Below are 19,511 nucleotides of genomic sequence, written 5' to 3'. Positions count from 1 at the left end.
TAAACCGGCTGTAAAGTCATATATCGATCGGCGCCGAGTGCGCCGATTTTTTTGACGGACGCCGTACCTCGGGATCGACTTCGTGCTGCACGCGGATCGGTATCAGCGGAATGCGCACAATAAAGCGCGCACCGCCTTCCGGCGCATCTTCGTAATGCACGCTGCCGTGATGCAGCACCATGATGTCGTGAACGATCGCGAGACCGAGGCCGGCGCCGCTATCCACGCCGGCGTCGCTCTGACCGTCGCCGCGGAAGAACCGTTTGAACAGATCGGCTTGTTGCGTGAGCGGCACGCCCGGCCCATTGTCTTCGACGACGATCTCGGCCATGCGCAGATTGTCGATCACGGTTTGCGACACCGTCACGGTGATGCGGCCGCCATCGAAACGCGAAGGCGGCACGTACTTGAGCGCGTTATCCAGCAGATTGGCGATCACTTCGTGCAGCAGCACGGGATTGCCGCGCGCCATCAGCGGTTGATCGTTACCCGGATCGTCGAGGCGCTGGAAGCCGAGGTCGACGTGGAAAGTCAGTGCGCGCGGCACCCATTCCGCACCCGTATCGAAAGCGAGCGCGGCCATATCCACGGTGACGAAACGTGCCGCCTGTTCGCCCGGCTCCGCGCGCGCCAGCGAAAGCAACTGGTTCGACAGCCGCACAGCGCGGTCGGCCGCCGCGCGCAGTTCACGGACCGCGGCGAGCGTTTGCTGCGGATCACGCGCGACTGCGGCTTGTTCCGCGTGCAGCTTGACGGCGGTGAGCGGCGTGCGCAGTTGATGCGCGGCGTCGGCGATAAATTTGCGCTGGCCGTCGAGGGCGGTTTTCAGACGATCGAGCAGCGCGTTCAACGCGCCGGTGAGCGGCCGGATTTCAACCGGAACATAGGTCTCGTCCACCGGTTCGAGTGACGTGTGGGTCTGCCGGTTCAGCGAGTCCGCCAGATCGGTGAGCGGATTGAGCTGCTGATTGACGACGCGCCACACGATCACCCAGCCCGCCAGCAGCAGCAACAGCAGCGGCATCATGATCGCGACCAGAAATTCGGCGGCGATCTGAAACCGGTGATGCACCGGCTGACCCACTTCAACGACGATTGGATTGCCGGTGGGCTGATCGACGCGTACCTGGGCCACGCGCACCGTCACACCCTGGTGCTGCGTTTCGAATACGTACGCGTAATGCATGCGCCGCACGCTGGTGCCTTGCAGCGGGAGATTATGGTCGCCGGCGATTTCGGTTTCGCCGTTGCTGATCCGATAGACGAGTTGTTCGACCGGATCGGAGAACATGGCTTGCGCGAGCGGCGGCACCGTCACCTTGGCGTCGGGGCCGGCAATCTGGATCTGTTTGGAGATCGCGGTGGCGAGATCGGCGAGCGAGCGGTCGACTACGTGCTGCGTGTATTGCCACGCCAGCCAGTAAGCGATCAGGCCGCTCATCAGGGCGAGCAGCGAAAGGGGAGCAGCGAGGCGCCGCAGCAGCGTGCGGCGCAGACTATTGGCGGCCGGCTGGGGCATGATCGAACGCGCGGGAAAGGAGCAACGGCGTAAAGCACCGTAGCACCGTGAAAATTCGCCGGATGCCGGCGAATTGCGCACCGAGTGCGCGGCGCCGGCCCGGCGCTGTCAGGCCGCAATTCAGATTGCGGCCCTTGCAACGATTATGCGGCCTGACGGATTTCCTGCAACAGGTAACCGAAGCCACGCACCGTGACGATTTCGACACGGCAGTTTTCGAGCTTTTTGCGCACCCGGTGCACATAGACTTCGATCGCGGTATCGCCGAGATCGCCGCCGAAGTGCGTCAGATGGTCTTGCAGCTGAGCCTTGCTGACCACGCGGCCGTGGCGCAGCAGCAGCATTTCGAGCACCGCGAATTCACGCGGCGACAGCTCGAGCGGCTTGTCGTCGTTGAAAATGCGGCGATCGACGCCCGACAGACGCACACCGCCCAACGACACTTCCGGTCGCGGCATGTCGCCATGCGGGCCGCTGCGGCGCATCACGGCGCGGATGCGCGCTTCGAGTTCGGTGGGTTCGAACGGCTTCAGCATGTAGTCGTCCGCACCGGAATTCAGGCCTTGCACGCGGTCGTTCAACTCGTCGCGCGCGGTGAGGATGATCACCGGCGTGTGGCGATTGCTCTGACGGAAGCGCGCGAGCAGCGTCATGCCGTCGATACCGGGCAGGCCCAGATCGAGAATCACCAGCTCGTGGCGGTTTTGGGTGAGGGCCTGTTCGGCGAAAATGCCGTCATGGACCATGTCGACAGTGAAGCCGGCTTGTTCGAGACTACTTTGGATGCCGCGTGCGATGGGGCGGTCATCTTCGATCAGAAGGAGTCGCATGGATTTCGCTCAAGTACAATGGTTTTAGGCGTTTGGGCAAGCGGTTCGCCGGGGCGCCTGCTGCACAGGCAGCGTGCCGCGTGGCCGTGCCGAACTGGCACCAGGCAGCCACGAAACAGCCATCGAGCAGCCATGAAGTAGCCATCAAGCAGCCACTGAGCGACCACGAAGTCATGTCCGAGATAACGATCCACGAACTGGAAGCCGCGATCAACTTCTGGCGCGCCCGCTCACCTTCGAGCGGCGACGAACTCGTTCTGTGCAAGGAGGCAAGCGCGCTCTCCAAGCCGTATGCGCTGATGATTGTACAGCGTCAGCAGACCCTATCACCGGATCGTTTAGACGGGTTTGCGAGGCAAGCGTGGGATTCTTACGTGCGCCTTAATAATAGCCTGTAGAACTGAAGGTTTGGGCGCCGGATTGCCTGCAATGCCCTTTCATTACCGTCAAATCGCGCGAAGCGGGGGGCGTGGAGGCCCCTGATCGCTTGTATTAAGCAGTAATACTGTCGATAAATCGGGCCAATTTGATGTCCCGCTCGGTCAGGCCATTGGCCTCGTGCGTCGAGAGGGTGATTTCCACCTTGTTGTACACGTTGAACCATTCCGGGTGGTGATCCATTTCCTGCGCCTTGATTGCCACGCGCGTCATGAAGCCGAATGCTTCGTTGAAGTCGGCGAATTTAAAGTGGCGCTGGATCGCGTCGCGGCCCGCTACGGCTTGCCAGCCGTGCAGTTCGGCGATCTGCGTGGCGCGTTCTTCGGAAGTCAGTTTGTTAATCATGGTGCTACCTCGTTGATCTGAACAGGCGCGCCGGCAGGCGTGCGCCTCCGCTATTTTTTCACGGATGCCATCAGCTTGCTGTCGGCCTGCTCAGACTGTGTTGTCAGATATCGCCGTCGGCTTGCCAGCCTTCCTGCGAGCCGAGCGTGATCACGTGATCTTGCTCCAGCACGTCGCCTGCCGCGAACGCCGGCTCTACGGCCAGCTTGGCCAACAGCGGGGCGAAGTCGGTTTGCGCGACGCCGAACAACTGCGCGAAGTCGTCGATCACGAAGTAGGTTTTCTGGAACGTGTCGATGCGGTAGCGCGTGCGCATCACGCGTTCGAGGTCGAAGCCGAGCCGGTTCGGCGCCGCGCTATGCTGGCTGTAGAGGGTCTCGCCTTTGCTCGAGACGATGCCCGCGCCGTAGATCTTCACGCCGTTCGGACTCGACGCGTCGCGGATCAGGCCGAACTCGACGGTGTACCAATAGAGCCGGGCGAGCAGCGGCAAGGCGCCGGCATCATTGGCGGCAAGCGCCGCGCGGCCGTACGCGTGCATGTAGTCCGCGAACACCGGATTGATCAGCAGCGGTACGTGGCCGAACAGATCGTGAAAACAGTCCGGTTCCTGCAGATAATCGAGCTGGTCGGGGCGGCGCATCCACCATGTCACGGGAAAGCGGCGGTTCGCCAGATGCTCGAAGAACACCTGGTCGGGCACGAGTCCGGGCACGGCGACGATTTGCCAGCCCGTGGCGGGCGTCAGCCTGGCGTTGATTTCGTCGAATGAGGGCACGCGGTCGTGCGGCATGCCGATACAGTCGACGCCTGCCAGAAACTCATCGCACACACGGCCCTTGAGCAACGCGGTCTGGCGTGCATAAAGCTGCTGCCATACGGCATGGTCGACTGCGCCGTAGCGTTCGATCGGCTGGTCAATAGTGAAGTCGGCGCGGGTTTCGAGGCCGGCGTCGAATTGCTCTTTGAGTTTGGCGGTGTTGGCGGTGGACATGATGCTGCGTGCTCTACGGTGTCTGCGGGTTGAAACGGTGATGCAAGTGTAGAGCGGCGGGCGCGCGGGATGTGCGCAATGATGGCGTTATGGTGGGTAAATATGCAATAATCATGCATAAATTGCCGATTCAATGCGGATATCAATCATGTTAGAACTCGATCATTTCGATCTCGCGCTGCTGGACGTGCTTCAGCGCTTCGGCCGGGCCACGCATCAGCAATTGGGTGAGCAGGTGCCGCTGTCACCGTCGCAGATTGGACGGCGCTTGCAGCGCCTGGAGCAGGTGGGTGTGGTGGACGGCTACCGCGTCGTGCTGCGCCCGGAAAAACTCGGGCTCGGCGTGACGGCGTTTACGAGTCTGAAGTTGAAGCATCACGGCGACTCGATCATCGAGCAGTTCCAGCAACAGATCGAGGTCCTGCCGGAAGTACTGGAATGTCACGCGGTGGTCGGCGACGCCGATTATCTGCTGCGCATTGTCGCTCCCGATCTGAACTATCTGTCGACGTTCGTGATGAAGAAGTTGATGCGCGTGCCGGGTGTCGACAGCGTGCGCTCCAATATCGTGTTGACCACCTTCAAGCGCAATGGGCCGTTGCCGCTCGGCCATCTGTCGCCGGGGGCGGCCGCCGCTTGATGCGGGGCTGTCCGGGGTTTCTGGTGTTGAGGGAGGTTATGAAGGGGCGCGGTTCCTGAGATTGACGTCGCCGCGACCCTTGATGCTTAAGTTTTACGCAGCCTGCTTCGGCTCGGTGTCCGGGCTCAACAAATCCACATAGGCCACCGCCACCAGATCCGATTCCGGTACGCCGAGGGTCTGGAACATCGCGTGTGCTTCGGCGTGGCCGCCTTCTTCGTCGTCGTCCTGAGCCAGCAGCACTTCGAGCTCGACAAAGTCGCCGAGACCGTCGACGCGGTCCAGATGGATCCGCGTACGGCCCGTCAGATAAACGTGACGTTCCTTCGTGACGATGCCACGCGTGGTCAGCGCCGTGGCGAGCAGCGCGTGCATCGCCTCAGGGTTGGTCACCGGGCTGCGCGTGTAATACGACGCCTTCGGACCGTCCCGGTCGTCGCGCTGGTAGAAGATCAGTTCGGCCGGCGTGCCGTCGTCGAACTGGCGCAGCTTCAGGCGGCCACGAGGCACGTCGTAGAAAAAGTCCTGCTGGCGGAAGATCAGCGGCGCATCCGGCGCAAGCTTCGCGGCGCGTTCACGCAGTTGTTCGAAATGCTGGGCGCGGGCTTTGATTTCAATGTTGCGTGCCATGTCAGGCTCCTGTCGAAGGATGGCGTGGTCGGCAGCTTCCGGTGTTGCCGGGGCGAAGCTGCCGGGAAGGACGAAGTCAGACGGAACAGAAACGATGCGGGGCCGGCGCGTGAGCGCGAACCCTCAATCTAACAAAAAGTGCGTGACGGTGTGGTTTCAGATGAAGGAGCCAGCAAATGCGGGCGTCGAGATGAACCTCGATTGACCGTCCGTGAGCTTGCTCGGCTTGCGCCACCGGCCGAATGCGGTCTGCGAGGACACGCGGCGAGATGACAATCGGTCGCATGGTGCGCGGCTGTCATGAGAGTGGCTCATATCGCCCTTGCGGGTGTGGTGCCCTCTGGGCGGGTCCACGCCGGCCTTCTTGCCGTCCTCAAGTCGCCCATTGCTGCTCGATCAGCTTCAACGCAGCTGCAATCGCGGGTTCGTCCTTCCGCTCGGCGAGCGTAATGAAGCTGAGCTGGGTCGGCACGGTGACGCCTTCGACGATGGTCAACGCATGGGCATGCGCTTCGGCGATTGCGGTGGCATCGCGCGCGAGCGTCAGACCGACGCCTGATTTGACCAGATCGAGCATCGACGGCTCCTGATCCACTTCCGCGACCTTAACCGGCTTGACGCCGGCCTCCCCAAAGCAGCGCGACAACAACCTGTTGTGCGCGGACGCGGGCGGCGTCCAGATCCACGGCAGTGCGGCGAGCGAACGCCAGTCGCGCGCGCCCTTCACGCGATCTTTCCAGCCCGCCGGCGCCAGCACGCGGTACTGGAAGTGCGTAAGCGTGACGGCATGAAAGGTGGCGCCGTCGCGGGCATCGTCATCAGACGGAAGGCCGATGTAGTAACCCACATCCAGTTCACCTGCACGAACCTGTTCGAGCACCCAGCCCGACATTCCGTGGCGCAAGGCCGTTTCGATGCGCGGCCAGGTTTCCACCAGTTGCTTGAGAAAGCCGCCGAGGCGCAGAAACGCCGGGTCGAGAATCGTGCCGATCCGCAATCGGCCGCGCACTTCGTGGCGCAGCGACGCCGCTGCGCGCTGCACGTCGCTTGCGGCGCCCAGCGCACGTTCGGCGTGGGGCAGCAAGGCCTGCCCGTCGCGTGTCAGCGAAAGCCCGTGCGAGGTCCGCGTGAACAGCGTCACGCCGAGCGTCTCCTGCAAATGCTTGATTTGCAGGCTGACGGCAGGTTGGGTCAGATGAAGCTGCACCGCGGCACGCGTGAGGTTGCCCTCGCGTGCGACGGTGACGAACGCCCGTAGCAGAGTCAGATCCATATCCTGATATTAGCTCGCCTTATAGCGCAGTTGAGCATTACTCATTGGATTTGTCGCCCCGAAGCGCCGTACGCTTGCGTTCATCACGCCGTTCGCGGTGGGCGGAAGACCTTCATAGGAAGAGGACAAGAACATGAGCGAGACATATCAGGACGAGGCTGTCCGGAGCGAGACGAGCGCACGCGCGCTGACCCATTTCATCAACGGCAAGATGGTCGAGGGAACGAGCGGCCGCTTCGGCGACGTCTTCAATCCCGCGCTTGGCAGCGTGAGCGCACGTGTGCCGCTGGCGAGCGTCGCTGAAGTGGACGCGGCGGTCGCTGCTGCCAGTGCTGCGTTTCCTGCATGGAGCGAAACCGCGCCGATCAAGCGGGCGCGCGTGCTGTTCAAGTTCAAGGAATTGCTCGACCGTCACCATGACGAACTGGCGGAGTTGATCACGCGTGAGCACGGCAAGGTGTTTTCGGATGCGAAGGGCGAGGTGATGCGCGGCATCGAGATCGTCGAGTTCGCGTGCGGCATTCCGAATTTGCTGAAGACCGACTTCACCGACCAGATCGGCGGCGGCATCGACAACTGGAATCTGCGCCAGCCGCTGGGCGTGGTCGCCGGCATCACGCCGTTCAATTTCCCGATGATGGTGCCGTGCTGGATGTTCCCGGTGGCGATCGCATGCGGCAACACGTTCGTGCTGAAGCCATCGGAGCGGGATCCGTCGGCATCGAACCGTCTTGCTGAATTGTTCAAGGAAGCCGGTTTGCCGGACGGCGTGTTCAACGTCGTGCATGGCGACAAGGTGGCAGTGGATGCGTTGCTCGTGCATCCCGAGGTGAGCGCGTTGTCGTTTGTCGGTTCGACGCCGATTGCCGAATACATCTATACGGAAGGCACGAAGCACGGCAAGCGCGTGCAGGCTTTAGGCGGGGCGAAGAATCACCTCGTGGTGATGCCGGACGCGGATCTCGATCAGGCGGTCGACGCGTTGATTGGCGCTGCGTATGGTTCCGCCGGCGAGCGGTGCATGGCGATTTCGGTGGCGGTTGCGGTCGGACATATTGCCGATGAGCTGATTGAGCGACTGACACCGCGCGTGAAGAGCCTGAAGATTCTGAACGGCATGGAAGCGGAAGCCGAAATGGGGCCGTTGGTGACGGCGGTGCATCGCGAGAAAGTAGCGGGTTATATCGATGCCGGCGTTGCGGCGGGTGCGAAGCTGGTGGTCGATGGGCGTGGCCATCAGGTGGCCGGACATGAGAAGGGGTTCTTTCTCGGCGGTACGTTGTTCGATGATGTCTCGACCGATATGAAGATCTATCGCGAGGAGATTTTCGGTCCGGTGTTGTGTGTTGTGCGGGTGCCGGATTTTGCTTCTGCTGTTGAGTTGATTAACGCTAACGAGTTTGCTAATGGGGTGTCGTTGTTCACCTCTGACGGTGGCGTGGCTCGGGCGTTTTCGCGGCAGATCCAGATTGGGATGGTGGGGATTAATGTGCCGATTCCTGTGCCGATGGCTTGGCATTCTTTTGGTGGGTGGAAGAAGTCGCTCTTTGGGGATCATCATGCGTATGGGGAAGAAGGTGTGCGGTTTTATACACGCTACAAGAGCGTTATGCAGAGGTGGCCCGATAGTATTGGGAAGGGGGCTGAGTTCACTATGCCAGTAGCCAAATAGCCTTTTTTGCCTGCGCGGCGCTTTTTGGCCGTGTTCTTAGGGCTTTGGCCTTTCCTTGTTTTGTTAGTGGTCTATTAGCGTTGCCCCTGTGCGGGGCGGCACCTACTTTTCTTTGCCGCCGCAAAGAAAAGTAGGCAAAAGAAAGCGGCTAGAAGCCCCTGCTAAGCGGGCACCGTGGTCTGCTGCGGGTAGTGGTGCGACTGGAATCCGTGTTCTCTCACATTCCGCGTTAGTGACAAAGGACTCGTCAGCTCCCACTCCGCACTACGTGCGTCGCGGACGGGTCTGCCAGGGAAACCACCGGCTTCGGTTGAGGTTTGTGGGGGCCGTCGGCTTCGCCTCGGCGAGGTGCTTGATTAGTTAGTGGCGAGTGCTAGGCGCCTGATGTGAAGGCCGCGATTGTGAATGGGGTAGAACCAAGCGAACCACTGGTTTGTTGAAGTGCTTTTCCGGCGAGCACGCAGTGCGAGACGGGAAGTATGACGCCCTTGTCACTAGCGCATGCAGGTGCACGAACCCAGATTCCAGTCGCACCACTACCCGTTGCGGACTACGGTGCCCACTTAGCATTAGCGGTTTGAGCTGCTTTCTCTTGCCTACTTCTCTTTGCAGCAGCAAAGAGAAGTAGGTGCCGCCCCGCACAGGGGCAACGCTAATAGACCACTAACAAAGCAAGGAAAGGCACCAAAGCCAGAACAAGGAAAGGCCAAAGCGCTAAGAGCACGAACAAAAACGCGCCGAGCAGGCAAAAAGCTTAGGAGACAAAACGATGAACACCCAAGAAAACACACAAACAAAACCCCACCGCCTGGAAGGCGAATTCGACTACATCATAGTCGGCGCCGGCACAGCAGGTTGCGTCCTCGCCAACCGCCTATCGGAAGATCCAGAAGTACAGGTCCTCCTGCTAGAAGCCGGCGGCAAAGACGACTACCACTGGATCCACATACCGGTAGGCTACCTCTACTGCATTGGCAATCCCCGCACAGATTGGCTCTACAAAACCCAATCAGAACCCGGCCTGAACGGCCGCTCCCTCTCATACCCGCGGGGAAGAGTACTAGGCGGCAGCTCCTCGATCAACGGCATGATCTACATGCGCGGCCAACGCGAGGACTACGATGAATGGGCTCGCGTCACCAACGACGCCTCCTGGTCCTGGAACGCCGTCCTCCCCATCTTCAAACGCAGCGAAGACCACCACGCCGGCGCCTCCGAATCGCATGGAGCAGGCGGCCCATGGCGCGTCGAAAAGCAGCGCCTGAAATGGAAGATCCTCGAAGAGTTTTCACAAGCCGCACAACAAACCGGTATACCCGCCACCGATGACTTCAATCGCGGCGACAACACCGGTGTCGGCTACTTCGACGTCAATCAGAAACGCGGTATCCGCTGGAATGCGTCGAAAGCCTTCCTGCGTCCGGCGCTTAAGCGCCCCAATCTCACTGTTATCACCGGTGCCCACACACAGCGAGTCGTGTTCGAAGGACGTCGCTGCACCGGCGTCGAATATCGCGGCGACAACACGGACTATCTCGCCAAAGCCCGTTGCGAAGTGATCCTCAGTTCCGGTGCGGTCAACTCGCCGCAATTGCTCGAACTCTCCGGTATCGGTAATGGCGCGCGTCTGCAGAATCTCGGCATCGAGGTCGTGAAGGATCTGCCCGGCGTCGGCGAAAATCTGCAGGACCATCTGCAGTTGCGTATGGCTTATAAAGTCGACGGCGTGCGTACGCTCAATACCGCTTCCGCGCATTGGTGGGGCAAGCTGATGATCGGCATGCAGTACGCGCTCTTTCAAAGCGGCCCCATGTCGATGTCGCCATCGCAACTCGGTGCGTTTGCCAAGTCCGATCCGAATGACCGCTCGCTCACGCGTCCTGATCTCGAGTATCACGTGCAGCCGCTCTCGCTCGATCGCTTCGGCGAACCGTTGCATCGCTTCAATGCATTCACCGCGTCGGTGTGTCAGTTGCGGCCGACCTCGCGTGGCAGCATTCACATCGGATCGCCCGATGCGTCGGCGCCGCCGTTGATCGCGCCAAATTATCTGTCCACGGACTATGACCGGCACGTCGCTGCCAACGCATTGCGTCTCACGCGCCGCATTGCCGCGGCGCCTGCGCTTGCGCCCTATCGGCCGCAAGAGATTCTGCCCGGTATTCAGTATCAGACCGAAGAAGAACTTCAGCAGGCCGCAGGGGCGGTCGGCACCACCATCTTTCATCCGGTCGGCACTTGCCGGATGGGCACCGCCGACGATCCCGGCGCGGTCGTCGACAATCGCCTACGAGTTATCGGGGTTGACGGTTTGCGGGTGGTCGACGCATCAATCATGCCGTCCATCACCTCGGGCAACACGAATTCGCCGACACTGATGATCGCCGAGCGCGCCAGCGACATGATCCGTGAAGATCGCCGCACACGCGTGGGCGGCAATGTCCTGGTTCAGACTAGCGGTGCGCCGTCCATGTCAGCCGTGTGACACTCGGCGTGACTGTGGGAGTCGAGGCCGCGGTGCGCGCCTCGGACTTTGCCTGGCATGCCTCGAGCGTGATGGAAGCAGCGCTCGCGGATCCCGCTGGCGCGTGCCGAACAAGGTTGACGCATCGCGTGCGTATCCTTCAGGCGCGCCCCGAGCAAGGGTGGCGTGCCGCTTGAGCACGCCTCGGGCCCGCTTCAAACAGTTGTCATCCACTAAGTGCAAATCCCAATGAATGCGCTGCATCATTGGCGCGACAATGGCAGCCATGCTGCGTGCCGCCCATGGATTACCGTCCGGATTGGTGCAGTACGCCAACGAGCGGCACGGGGTGCCGCCGTCACACATAAAAGTCGCGCAGCCGTTCGCGCGGAAGATCGTAATGCTTCGCCTTACTCCGTATGGAAGGGAACATGATTCTCGGCGATACGATTCTCGAAACGCGCGGCCTCACCCGCGAGTTCAAAGGCTTCATCGCCGTGAACGGGGTGAACCTGCGCGTGCGCCGTGGCTCGATCCATGCGCTGATCGGCCCTAATGGGGCAGGCAAGACCACCTGCTTCAATCTGCTCACCAAATTCCTTGAACCGACCGCGGGCCAGATCGTCTTCAACGGAATCGACATCACCAGTGAACGCCCGGCGCAAATCGCCCGGCGCGGCATCATCCGCTCGTTTCAGATTTCTGCTGTATTTCCGCATCTGACAGCATTGCAGAACGTGCGCATCGGTTTGCAGCGCGTGCTCGGCACGGCATTTCACTTCTGGAAGAGCGAGCGCACGCTGCGTCAGCTCGACGATCGGGCCATGGATTTGCTCACCCAGGTCGGATTGACCGATTTCGCCGACGTGCTCACGGTAGAACTGTCCTACGGCCGCAAGCGCGCGCTCGAAATTGCCACCACGCTCGCGATGGAGCCCGAGTTGATGTTGCTCGACGAACCGACGCAAGGCATGGGTCATGAAGACGTCGATCGCGTCACGGCCTTGATCAAGAAAGTATCGAGCGGCCGCACGATCCTGATGGTCGAGCACAACATGAACGTGATCGCCGGCATCTCCGACACCATCACCGTGCTGCAACGAGGCGAAGTGCTCGCGGAAGGCAGCTATGCGGAAGTGTCGAAGAATCCGCTCGTGATGCAAGCCTATATGGGCAGCGCCGACGCGGCGCTCGCCGGAGCCCACGCATGAATACGATTGCCGAGCGCGAAAGTCTCGAAGTGAGCGACACGGCTGGCGGTGCCCCCGCGCTGGAGATCACGGGTTTGCAGGCATGGTACGGGGAGTCCCATATCCTGCATGGCGTCGATCTGACGGTAAACCGCGGCGAAGTCGTCACGCTGCTGGGCCGTAACGGCGCGGGGCGCACCACCACACTGCGCGCGATCATGGGGCTGACCGGCCGGCGCACCGGCTCGATCCGCATTAGCGGACGCGAAACCATCAACCTGCCCACCCATCGCATCGCTCACTGCGGCATCGGTTACTGCCCGGAAGAGCGTGGGATTTTCTCGAGCCTCTCATGTGAGGAAAACCTGCTGTTGCCGCCGCCCGTCGGCGACAAGGCGCACATGATGTCGCTCGAAGAAATCTATTCGATGTTCCCGAATTTGCAGGAACGCCGCATGAGCCAGGGCACGCGGCTCTCGGGTGGCGAGCAGCAGATGCTGGCGGTCGCACGCATTCTGCGCACCGGCGCGAGTTTGCTGCTGCTCGATGAAATCTCGGAGGGCCTGGCGCCAGTCATCGTGCAGGCGCTTGCTCGCATGATCATGACGCTCAAGGCGCGCGGCTACACGGTTGTGATGGTCGAACAGAATTTCCGCTTTGCCGCGCCACTCGCCGATCGCTTCTATGTGATGGAGCATGGTGCGATCGTCGAACACTTCGAGGCCGGCGAGCTCGAAAGCAAGATGCCGGTGCTGCACGACTTACTGGGCGTATAGACAGGAAGTAACGAGAAACGTCCGATTGCCTCTGATAACCACAAGCGAAGAAACCAGGAGACAGGAATGAAAAAGAACCCACTCGCGCGGCTTGCCACACTCTGTTTCGCGGTTGCCGCCGGCGCCGCGTTGACGATGGGCAGCGCGCAGGCCGCTGACGATGCCGTGAAGATCGGCTTCATCACCGACATGTCGGGTCTGTATGCGGATATTGATGGCCAGGGCGGTCTCGAAGCGATCCGCATGGCCGTGGCCGACTTCGGCGGCAAGGTCAATGGCAAGCCGATCTCGGTGGTCTATGCCGATCACCAGAACAAGGCCGACATCGCGGCGTCGCGGGCGCGCGAATGGTTCGATCGGGATGGCGTCGATCTGCTGATCGGCGGCACGAATTCGGCAACCGGGCTGTCGATGAACACGGTGGCCGGTGAGAAGCACAAGGTCTATATCAGCATCGGCGCGGGCGCCGACACCCTGACCAACGAGCAATGCACACCGTACACGATCCACTACGCGTACGACACGACGGCGCTCGCCAAGGGCACGGGCTCGGCGGTGACGAAGCAGGGCGGCAAGACGTGGTACTTCCTGACCGCTGACTATGCGTTCGGCAAGGCACTCGAAAAGAATACGTCGGACGTGGTGAAGGCCAACGGCGGCCAGGTGCTGGGTGCCGTGCGTCATCCGCTTTCGGCATCGGATTTCTCGTCGTTCCTGTTGCAGGCGCAAGCTTCGAAGGCGCAGATCCTCGGCCTCGCCAACGCGGGCGGCGACACGATCAACTCGATCAAGGCCGCCAAGGAATTCGGCATCACGAAGACGATGAAGCTGGCCGCACTGCTGATGTTTATCGACGACGTCCACAGTCTGGGTCTGGAAACGACCCAGGGCCTGGTGCTGACGGATAGCTGGTACTGGAACAAGGACGCCACCACGCGCGCGTGGGCGCGGCGCTACTTCGACAAGATGAAGAAGATGCCGTCGAGCCTGCAGGCTGCCGACTATTCCGCAACCATGACCTACCTGAAGGCCGTGCAGACGGTCGGCTCGACCGACTCCGACAAGGTGATGGCGCAACTGAAGAAGGCCAAGATCGACGACTTCTACGCGAAGGGCTACATCCGTCAGGACGGCAGCATGATCCACGATATGTACCTGATGCAGGTGAAGACGCCGGCCGAATCCAAAGAGCCGTGGGACTACTACAAGATCACTGCGACGATTCCCGGCGAGCAGGCGTTCACGACCAAGGCTGAAACGCGCTGCGCGATGTGGAAATGAGCGCTGATTGATAACCAGATGACCGTCTGTCTGCGTTACCTGGCGGGAAATGATTAACGCCGTTTTGGTACACAGACTGACGGGAAGCTGCTTCATATGCCGCTCGCGATCGGGCGGATGGCTCGCCGGTCGCACGCCGGCGGGATCGTACGTAACCGATCTCACCCTGACGATGGCTTAAGGGATTAAGGCTTCAATGGAAATCTTTGGCGTTCCGCTACCGGCGATGCTGAGCCAGTTGCTGCTGGGGCTCGTGAACGGCTCGTTCTATGCGATTCTCAGCCTGGGTCTGGCGGTGATCTTCGGCTTGCTCAACGTGATCAATTTCGCGCACGGCGCATTGTTCATGCTCGGCGCAATGCTCGCGTGGATGGGCCTGTCGTATTTCGGCCTGCCGTACTGGGTGATGCTGGTGCTCGCGCCGCTGATCGTCGGCGTGTTCGGCATCGTGATCGAACGCTCGATGCTGCGCTGGTTGTACAAGCTCGATCATCTGTATGGGCTGCTGCTCACCTTCGGGCTCACGCTGGTGGTCGAAGGCGTGTTCCGCTCGATCTACGGGTCGTCCGGCCAGCCATACGACGTGCCGTCGGCGCTCTCCGGCGCGACCGATCTCGGCTTCATGTTCCTGCCGAACTATCGCGCGTGGGTGGTGGTGGCGTCGCTCGTGGTCTGCTTTGCCACGTGGTTCGTGATTGAGAAGACGCGCCTCGGCGCCTACCTGCGTGCGGGCACCGAGAACCCGAAGCTGGTCGAGGCGTTCGGTGTCAACGTGCCGTTGATGATCACGCTCACCTATGGCTTCGGCGTCGCGCTGGCTGCGTTCGCCGGCGTGCTTGCCGCGCCGGTGATTCAGGTCTCGCCGTTGATGGGCCAGCCGATGATCATCACCGTGTTCGCGGTGGTCGTGATCGGCGGCATGGGTTCGATCATGGGCTCGATCCTGACCGGCCTGCTGCTTGGCGTGATCGAAGGGCTGACGCGTGTGTTTTACCCGGAAGCGTCGGCGACCGTCGTCTTCGTGATCATGGCGCTCGTGTTGCTGGTGCGCCCGGCGGGTCTCTTCGGCAAGGAAAAATGATGCAGAGAAAAGTGCTCTACGGTCTGCTGCTGATCGCGCTTCTCGCGGTGCCAGTGCTTGGCATCTATCCGCTCTTTGTCATGAAGGTGCTGTGCTTCGCGTTGTTCGCCGCGGCCTTCAATCTGCTGATTGGCTACACGGGTCTGCTCTCGTTCGGTCATGCAATGTTTCTCGCCTCGGCCGGTTACGTCACCGGTTATGCGATGCAGACGCTCGGCTTCTCTCCGGAGCTCGGCGTGCTGGCGGGTACCGCCACGGCAACGTTGCTTGGGTTGGTGGTTGGCCTGTTCGCGATCCGCAGGCAGGGCATTTACTTCGCGATGGTGACGCTGGCGCTCGCGCAGATGGTCTACTTCGTGTTCCTGCAGGCGCCGTTTACGCACGGTGAGGACGGCCTGCAAGGTGTGCCGCGCGGCAAGCTGTTCGGCTTGCTGGATCTGTCGTCGGACGTGACGCTGTACTTTGTCGTGCTGGCCGTGATGGTGCTGGCATTCCTGCTGATCGTGCGGATCGTGCACTCGCCGTTCGGGCAAGTGCTGGTGGCGATCAAGGAGAACGAGCCGCGCGCCGTGTCGCTCGGTTACGATACCGATCGCTTCAAACTGCTGGCGTTCATTCTGTCCGCCGGGCTCGCCGGTCTGGCGGGCTCGCTCAAGGTGCTGGTGCAGGGCTTCGAGACGCTGAGCGACGCGTACTGGACTATGTCGGGTCTCGTGATCCTGATGACACTGGTTGGTGGCATGGGGACGCTGTTTGGGCCGTTGCTCGGCGCGGCACTGATCGTTGCGCTCGAAGACCGGCTCGGCGATATCGGCACGGCGCTGGCTTCGTCGACAGGCGTCGAATGGTTCCGCTCGCTGGGTGAATCCGTGACCATCGTAACGGGCGTGATTTTCATTGCCTGCGTGCTGGCGTTCCGGCGCGGTATTGTCGGCGAGATCATCGCGAGAGTGCGGCCATTGCGGGCCTGAAGCGGCACTAAAGTTAAATTGCTTTGGCATCCGATATAATTCGGCGCGCATGAAATCGGTCGGGCTGGATCTAGCGTTGCGCGCGGATCGGGCTCGCGCTAAATCGGCACAAAACGTGCCCCACATTTGTGCCGCAGTGCACCACTAGGGTAATTGCTAGTTGTAAGGGGGAGGGTGCTCGTTTAATCTTCATGCAGTTCTGATGCACCACGAATTTTGCAGGTGGAGAACGAGGAGACAATGAGGCACTCAGTGCCCAGACGAAAGCGCTGTTGGATTGATATCCAACAGCGCTTTTTATTTGCGCTTTTCGTTATTCGCCATTCAATTTCCCCGCTAATTCGGTGACCCTTTTTTATTCACCGAGTCACCCCCAATTTCATCTGCCCTTACCCTGCAAAATGCTTGCAGCGCGGGGCTTTCGTCCGCTAAACTTGCCATTCACCGACCGAGCGGTCGGTGATTCAAATCTGCGGATTTGAATTCAAATGAATAACGGGGTAGATAGAGGAGCGGGATGAAGTCGGCATTGCGTTGGATGAGCGCGGCACTAGTCGCCACCGGAGTATCCGCGGCATGGAGTGGTCACGCATTCGCGGACGTGAAAATCGGCGTCACGGTGTCGGCAACGGGGCCGGCTGCGTCGCTCGGTATTCCGGAAAAGAACACGATCGCACTGCTGCCGAAAGAAGTGGCGGGGCAGAAGATCGACTACATCGTACTCGACGACGCCACGGATTCGACGCAGGCCGTCAAGAACGCACGCAAGCTCACCAGCGAAGATCATGTGGATGCGTTGATCGGCTCGACCGTCGTGCCGAACTCGCTGGCCATGATCGACGTCGCCTCCGAAAGCACTACGCCGATGATCTCCATGGCCGCCGCGGCGAGCATCGTCGAACCGATGGATGCGAAGCGCGCGTGGGTCTTCAAGACGCCGCAAAACGACATTCTGATGGCCACCGCGATCGCGCAGCATATGTCGAATCACGGTGTGAAGACGGTCGCATTCATCGGCTTTGCAGATGCGTACGGCGAGAGCTGGTTCAAGGAATTCGGCAAGGCCGCCGATCTCGCGAAGATCAAGATCGTCGCGAACGAACGCTTCGCGCGCAACGACGCTTCGGTGACGGGCCAAGTGCTGAAGATCATGTCGCAGAACCCGGATGCAGTGCTGATCGCCGGCGCAGGCACACCGGCCGCGTTGCCGCAGAAGACCCTCAAGGAACGCGGCTACAAGGGCAAGTACTATCAGACGCACGGCGTCGCCAATAACGACTTCCTGCGCGTGTGCGGCAAGGATTGCGAAGGCACCTATCTGCCGGCCGGTCCGTTGCTGGTCGCTGATCAATTGCCCGATTCGAACCCGGTGAAGAAGTCCGCGCTCGCCTACAGGCATGCGTATGAAGCGGCGTACGGCGCCGGTTCGGTTTCGACATTCGGCGGTCACGCTTGGGATGCAGGCTTGCTGTTGCAACGCGCGATCCCGCTTGCGCTGAAGAAAGGTCAGCCGGGCACGCCTGCGTTCCGCGAAGCGCTGCGTACGGCACTCGAAAACACGAAAGACATGCCCGCTTCCCACGGCATCTTCAACATGAGCGCGAACGACCACGCTGGTCTCGACCAGCGGGCGCGTGTGATGGTGGAGATCGCCGGCGGCAAGTGGAAGCTGTCCGGCGACTGAGCGAAGGCGAAGCGATACGGAACCTACTCAAAAAAGACGCGTGCAGTTGCCGCGTCTTTTTTATTGCCCGCATTTGATGACTGGTGGAGCTTGAAGTGCGTTGGACAGGCGAAGGACCGGAGATGAAACATGGTCGAAGCGCGGCCTAAGCGGCCCGTTTCAGGACAAACCCGCATTCGGGCGACAGTCTATTGACCGTGAATGATGCAGAACGCAATACTACTAACATGTTAGTGTTTCGCGCATTAGAAATCGCAGTAGTGGTTCGCAGCAGGGGAGTGGCACCAGAACGGCGACGGCATTGATGCTGAGCAGGGAAAACCATGCTTGGCATGCCAGAACCCTATAACTAGATTCAGACACCCGGCCCGTGCGCCGGATTACAGATACGCGCTTCAAAGCGTTTGGAGACTTGCATGAAAAAGACAAAGCAATGGGTACGCACCGGTATCGCGATGGCGTTGATGTGCGGCGCGGGCGCTGCCTTCGCGCAGGTGAAAATCGGCGTCACGCTGTCCACCACGGGGCCGGCTGCATCGCTCGGGATTCCTGAAAAGAACACGATCGCGCTGCTGCCGAAAGAGATCGGCGGCAAGACCGTGCAATACATCATCCTCGATGATGGATCGGACACCGGCAAGGCCGTGCAGAACACGCGCAAGCTGATCGACGAAGACCACGTCGACGCCATCGTCGGTTCGACCGTCACGCCGAATTCGCTGGCGATGCTCGACGCTGCGGCCGAAGGCAAGACGCCGATGATCTCGCTGGCGGCATCGGCTGCGATCATCTCGCCGATGGATGCCAAGCGCGCATGGGCCTTCAAACCGCCGCAAAACGACAGCCTGATGGCTGACGCGATCGCCGACTACATGGAGCGTCACGGCGTGAAGACGGTTGGCTTCATCGGCTTTGCGGATGCGTATGGTGACGGCTGGAACAACGTCTTTACCGCGGCGGCTGCGGCGCATCATCTGAAGATCGTCTCCAATGAACGCTTTAACCGCACCGATGCCTCGGTGACCGGTCAGGTGCTGAAGACGATGGGCGCGAACCCGGATGCGGTGCTGATCGCGGGCGCGGGTACACCGTCGGCGCTGCCGGCCAAAACGCTCAAGGAGCGCGGCTACAAGGGCAAGGTCTACCAGACGCACGGTGTCGCCAACAACGACTTCCTGCGCGTGTGCGGCAAGGATTGCGAAGGCGAACTCCTGCCGGCTGGTCCGATCCTTGTAGCCGATCAGCTGCCGGATTCGAATCCGGTGAAGAAGTCGTCGGAAGCCTACAAGGATGCATACGAGAAAGCGTATGGCGCGGGCTCGGTGGCGACCTTCGGCGGTCATGCATGGGACGCCGGCCAGATGCTGCAAGCGGCGATTCCGGTCGCGCTGAAGACCGCTCAACCGGGCAGCGAAGCGTTCCGCGTGGCACTGCGCAGCGCGCTTGAAAACATCAAGGAGCTGCCGGTCTCGCACGGCATCATGAACACCACGACGACCGACCACAACGGCCTCGACAAGCGCGCACGCGTGATCGTGCAGATCGTCGACGGCAAGTGGAAGCTGCTGAACGACTAACAACAAAAACGATACGCGCCTCTCGCGCAGCATGCGGCGCAAGACGCCGCATTGCCATTCTGTTCGATGACAATGGCAACGACCGCTGCGCCGTATTCCGGCGCGGCGGTCGCTTTTTCAGGCATCGCTGGTTAGTGGCCGGCCGC

Annotated in this window: 17 protein-coding genes; 11 read left to right on the top strand and 6 right to left on the bottom strand. The window is 60.9% G+C overall.

From position 1 onward, the window contains the following. Positions 1-16: 16 nt before the first annotated feature. Both KHO33_RS16395 and KHO33_RS16390 read right to left on the bottom strand, forming a co-directional pair. Positions 17-1,519, bottom strand: a complete 1,503-nt coding sequence (locus tag KHO33_RS16395) for a sensor histidine kinase (RefSeq protein ID WP_054042732.1) — start codon at positions 1,517-1,519, stop codon at positions 17-19. Positions 1,520-1,662: 143 nt separating this feature from the next. Then, positions 1,663-2,349: a response regulator transcription factor gene (locus tag KHO33_RS16390; protein WP_028197606.1), complete on the bottom strand. Its 687-nt coding sequence runs from the start codon at positions 2,347-2,349 to the stop codon at positions 1,663-1,665. A 173-nt stretch (positions 2,350-2,522) separates the two neighbouring features. On the opposite strand from KHO33_RS16390, the gene KHO33_RS16385 reads away from it, so the two are divergent. Continuing rightward, positions 2,523-2,747 carry a DUF3717 domain-containing protein gene (locus tag KHO33_RS16385; protein ID WP_054042765.1) on the top strand — a complete coding sequence of 75 codons (225 nt, stop codon included), beginning with the start codon at positions 2,523-2,525 and terminating at the stop codon, positions 2,745-2,747. Positions 2,748-2,841: 94 nt separating this feature from the next. Here KHO33_RS16385 and KHO33_RS16380 read toward each other — a convergent pair whose 3' ends face one another. Together KHO33_RS16380 and phhA are read right to left on the bottom strand one after the other, a co-directional pair. Next, entirely contained in the window at positions 2,842-3,186 is a 345-nt protein-coding gene (locus tag KHO33_RS16380) for a 4a-hydroxytetrahydrobiopterin dehydratase (protein ID WP_268963032.1), read from the bottom strand. A gap of 49 nt (positions 3,187-3,235) precedes the next feature. Next, positions 3,236-4,126 carry a phenylalanine 4-monooxygenase gene (gene phhA, locus KHO33_RS16375; RefSeq protein WP_234480615.1) on the bottom strand — a complete coding sequence of 297 codons (891 nt, stop codon included), beginning with the start codon at positions 4,124-4,126 and terminating at the stop codon, positions 3,236-3,238. A 148-nt stretch (positions 4,127-4,274) separates the two neighbouring features. On the opposite strand from phhA, the gene KHO33_RS16370 reads away from it, so the two are divergent. Continuing rightward, positions 4,275-4,766 (top strand): Lrp/AsnC family transcriptional regulator, encoded by a 492-nt coding sequence (locus tag KHO33_RS16370; RefSeq protein WP_200565606.1) that lies wholly within the window; start codon positions 4,275-4,277, stop codon positions 4,764-4,766. Positions 4,767-4,859: 93 nt separating this feature from the next. Here the strand turns inward: KHO33_RS16370 and KHO33_RS16365 are convergent, their stop codons facing one another. Together KHO33_RS16365 and KHO33_RS16360 are read right to left on the bottom strand one after the other, a co-directional pair. Next, a complete protein-coding gene (locus tag KHO33_RS16365; protein ID WP_097390774.1) occupies positions 4,860-5,396 on the bottom strand; it encodes a class IV adenylate cyclase in 537 nt (178 codons plus the stop codon). Positions 5,397-5,769: 373 nt separating this feature from the next. Beyond that, positions 5,770-6,669, bottom strand: a complete 900-nt coding sequence (locus tag KHO33_RS16360; RefSeq protein ID WP_054042721.1) for a LysR family transcriptional regulator — start codon at positions 6,667-6,669, stop codon at positions 5,770-5,772. A gap of 133 nt (positions 6,670-6,802) precedes the next feature. Here KHO33_RS16360 and KHO33_RS16355 point away from each other — a divergent pair, with 133 nt between their 5' ends. The 9 genes from KHO33_RS16355 to KHO33_RS16315 all read left to right on the top strand — a co-directional run bounded on the left by KHO33_RS16355 (position 6,803) and on the right by KHO33_RS16315 (position 19,365). Next, the gene (locus KHO33_RS16355) at positions 6,803-8,341 is read left to right on the top strand and encodes a CoA-acylating methylmalonate-semialdehyde dehydrogenase (protein ID WP_200565605.1); all 1,539 of its coding nucleotides are present in this window, start codon (positions 6,803-6,805) and stop codon (positions 8,339-8,341) included. Positions 8,342-9,110: 769 nt separating this feature from the next. Next, entirely contained in the window at positions 9,111-10,826 is a 1,716-nt protein-coding gene (locus KHO33_RS16350; protein WP_200565604.1) for a GMC family oxidoreductase, read from the top strand. A gap of 410 nt (positions 10,827-11,236) precedes the next feature. Then, entirely contained in the window at positions 11,237-12,016 is a 780-nt protein-coding gene (locus KHO33_RS16345; protein WP_054038612.1) for an ABC transporter ATP-binding protein, read from the top strand. Next, positions 12,013-12,771: an ABC transporter ATP-binding protein gene (locus tag KHO33_RS16340; protein ID WP_054038596.1), complete on the top strand. Its 759-nt coding sequence runs from the start codon at positions 12,013-12,015 to the stop codon at positions 12,769-12,771. The genes KHO33_RS16345 and KHO33_RS16340 overlap by 4 nt, the downstream gene beginning before the upstream one ends. A gap of 66 nt (positions 12,772-12,837) precedes the next feature. Further along, a complete protein-coding gene (locus KHO33_RS16335) occupies positions 12,838-14,052 on the top strand; it encodes an ABC transporter substrate-binding protein (protein WP_093634498.1) in 1,215 nt (404 codons plus the stop codon). 196 nt (positions 14,053-14,248) lie between these two features. Further along, positions 14,249-15,133: a branched-chain amino acid ABC transporter permease gene (locus KHO33_RS16330; RefSeq protein ID WP_054038594.1), complete on the top strand. Its 885-nt coding sequence runs from the start codon at positions 14,249-14,251 to the stop codon at positions 15,131-15,133. Beyond that, a complete protein-coding gene (locus KHO33_RS16325) occupies positions 15,133-16,104 on the top strand; it encodes a branched-chain amino acid ABC transporter permease (protein ID WP_054038610.1) in 972 nt (323 codons plus the stop codon). Before KHO33_RS16330 ends, KHO33_RS16325 begins: the two co-directional genes overlap by 1 nt. Before the next feature lie 517 nt (positions 16,105-16,621). Next, positions 16,622-17,788, top strand: coding sequence for an ABC transporter substrate-binding protein (locus tag KHO33_RS16320; RefSeq protein WP_200565603.1), 1,167 nt, complete (start codon positions 16,622-16,624; stop codon positions 17,786-17,788). A 416-nt stretch (positions 17,789-18,204) separates the two neighbouring features. After that, positions 18,205-19,365, top strand: a complete 1,161-nt coding sequence (locus KHO33_RS16315; protein ID WP_200565602.1) for an ABC transporter substrate-binding protein — start codon at positions 18,205-18,207, stop codon at positions 19,363-19,365. The last annotated feature ends 146 nt before the right edge of the window (positions 19,366-19,511 follow it).

It is taken from the genome of Paraburkholderia nemoris (genome assembly GCF_905221015.1).
Taxonomy (GTDB): Bacteria; Pseudomonadota; Gammaproteobacteria; order Burkholderiales; family Burkholderiaceae; genus Paraburkholderia; species Paraburkholderia nemoris.
The sequence above is the reverse complement of the archived record's forward strand: the minus strand, read 5'-3'. Positions and strand labels throughout refer to the sequence as shown.

What these genes read in the sequence shown, in the direction of transcription:
- KHO33_RS16395 (WP_054042732.1), bottom strand. Translation starts at nt 1,519, where the DNA reads ATGCCCCAGCCGGCCGCCAATAGTCTGCGCCGCACGCTGCTGCGGCGC.
- KHO33_RS16390 (WP_028197606.1), bottom strand. Translation starts at nt 2,349, where the DNA reads ATGCGACTCCTTCTGATCGAAGATGACCGCCCCATCGCACGCGGCATC.
- KHO33_RS16385 (WP_054042765.1), top strand. Translation starts at nt 2,523, where the DNA reads ATGTCCGAGATAACGATCCACGAACTGGAAGCCGCGATCAACTTCTGG.
- phhA (WP_234480615.1), bottom strand. Translation starts at nt 4,126, where the DNA reads ATGTCCACCGCCAACACCGCCAAACTCAAAGAGCAATTCGACGCCGGC.
- KHO33_RS16370 (WP_200565606.1), top strand. Translation starts at nt 4,275, where the DNA reads ATGTTAGAACTCGATCATTTCGATCTCGCGCTGCTGGACGTGCTTCAG.
- KHO33_RS16365 (WP_097390774.1), bottom strand. Translation starts at nt 5,396, where the DNA reads ATGGCACGCAACATTGAAATCAAAGCCCGCGCCCAGCATTTCGAACAA.
- KHO33_RS16360 (WP_054042721.1), bottom strand. Translation starts at nt 6,669, where the DNA reads ATGGATCTGACTCTGCTACGGGCGTTCGTCACCGTCGCACGCGAGGGC.
- KHO33_RS16355 (WP_200565605.1), top strand. Translation starts at nt 6,803, where the DNA reads ATGAGCGAGACATATCAGGACGAGGCTGTCCGGAGCGAGACGAGCGCA.
- KHO33_RS16350 (WP_200565604.1), top strand. Translation starts at nt 9,111, where the DNA reads ATGAACACCCAAGAAAACACACAAACAAAACCCCACCGCCTGGAAGGC.
- KHO33_RS16345 (WP_054038612.1), top strand. Translation starts at nt 11,237, where the DNA reads ATGATTCTCGGCGATACGATTCTCGAAACGCGCGGCCTCACCCGCGAG.
- KHO33_RS16340 (WP_054038596.1), top strand. Translation starts at nt 12,013, where the DNA reads ATGAATACGATTGCCGAGCGCGAAAGTCTCGAAGTGAGCGACACGGCT.
- KHO33_RS16335 (WP_093634498.1), top strand. Translation starts at nt 12,838, where the DNA reads ATGAAAAAGAACCCACTCGCGCGGCTTGCCACACTCTGTTTCGCGGTT.
- KHO33_RS16330 (WP_054038594.1), top strand. Translation starts at nt 14,249, where the DNA reads ATGGAAATCTTTGGCGTTCCGCTACCGGCGATGCTGAGCCAGTTGCTG.
- KHO33_RS16325 (WP_054038610.1), top strand. Translation starts at nt 15,133, where the DNA reads ATGCAGAGAAAAGTGCTCTACGGTCTGCTGCTGATCGCGCTTCTCGCG.
- KHO33_RS16320 (WP_200565603.1), top strand. Translation starts at nt 16,622, where the DNA reads ATGAAGTCGGCATTGCGTTGGATGAGCGCGGCACTAGTCGCCACCGGA.
- KHO33_RS16315 (WP_200565602.1), top strand. Translation starts at nt 18,205, where the DNA reads ATGAAAAAGACAAAGCAATGGGTACGCACCGGTATCGCGATGGCGTTG.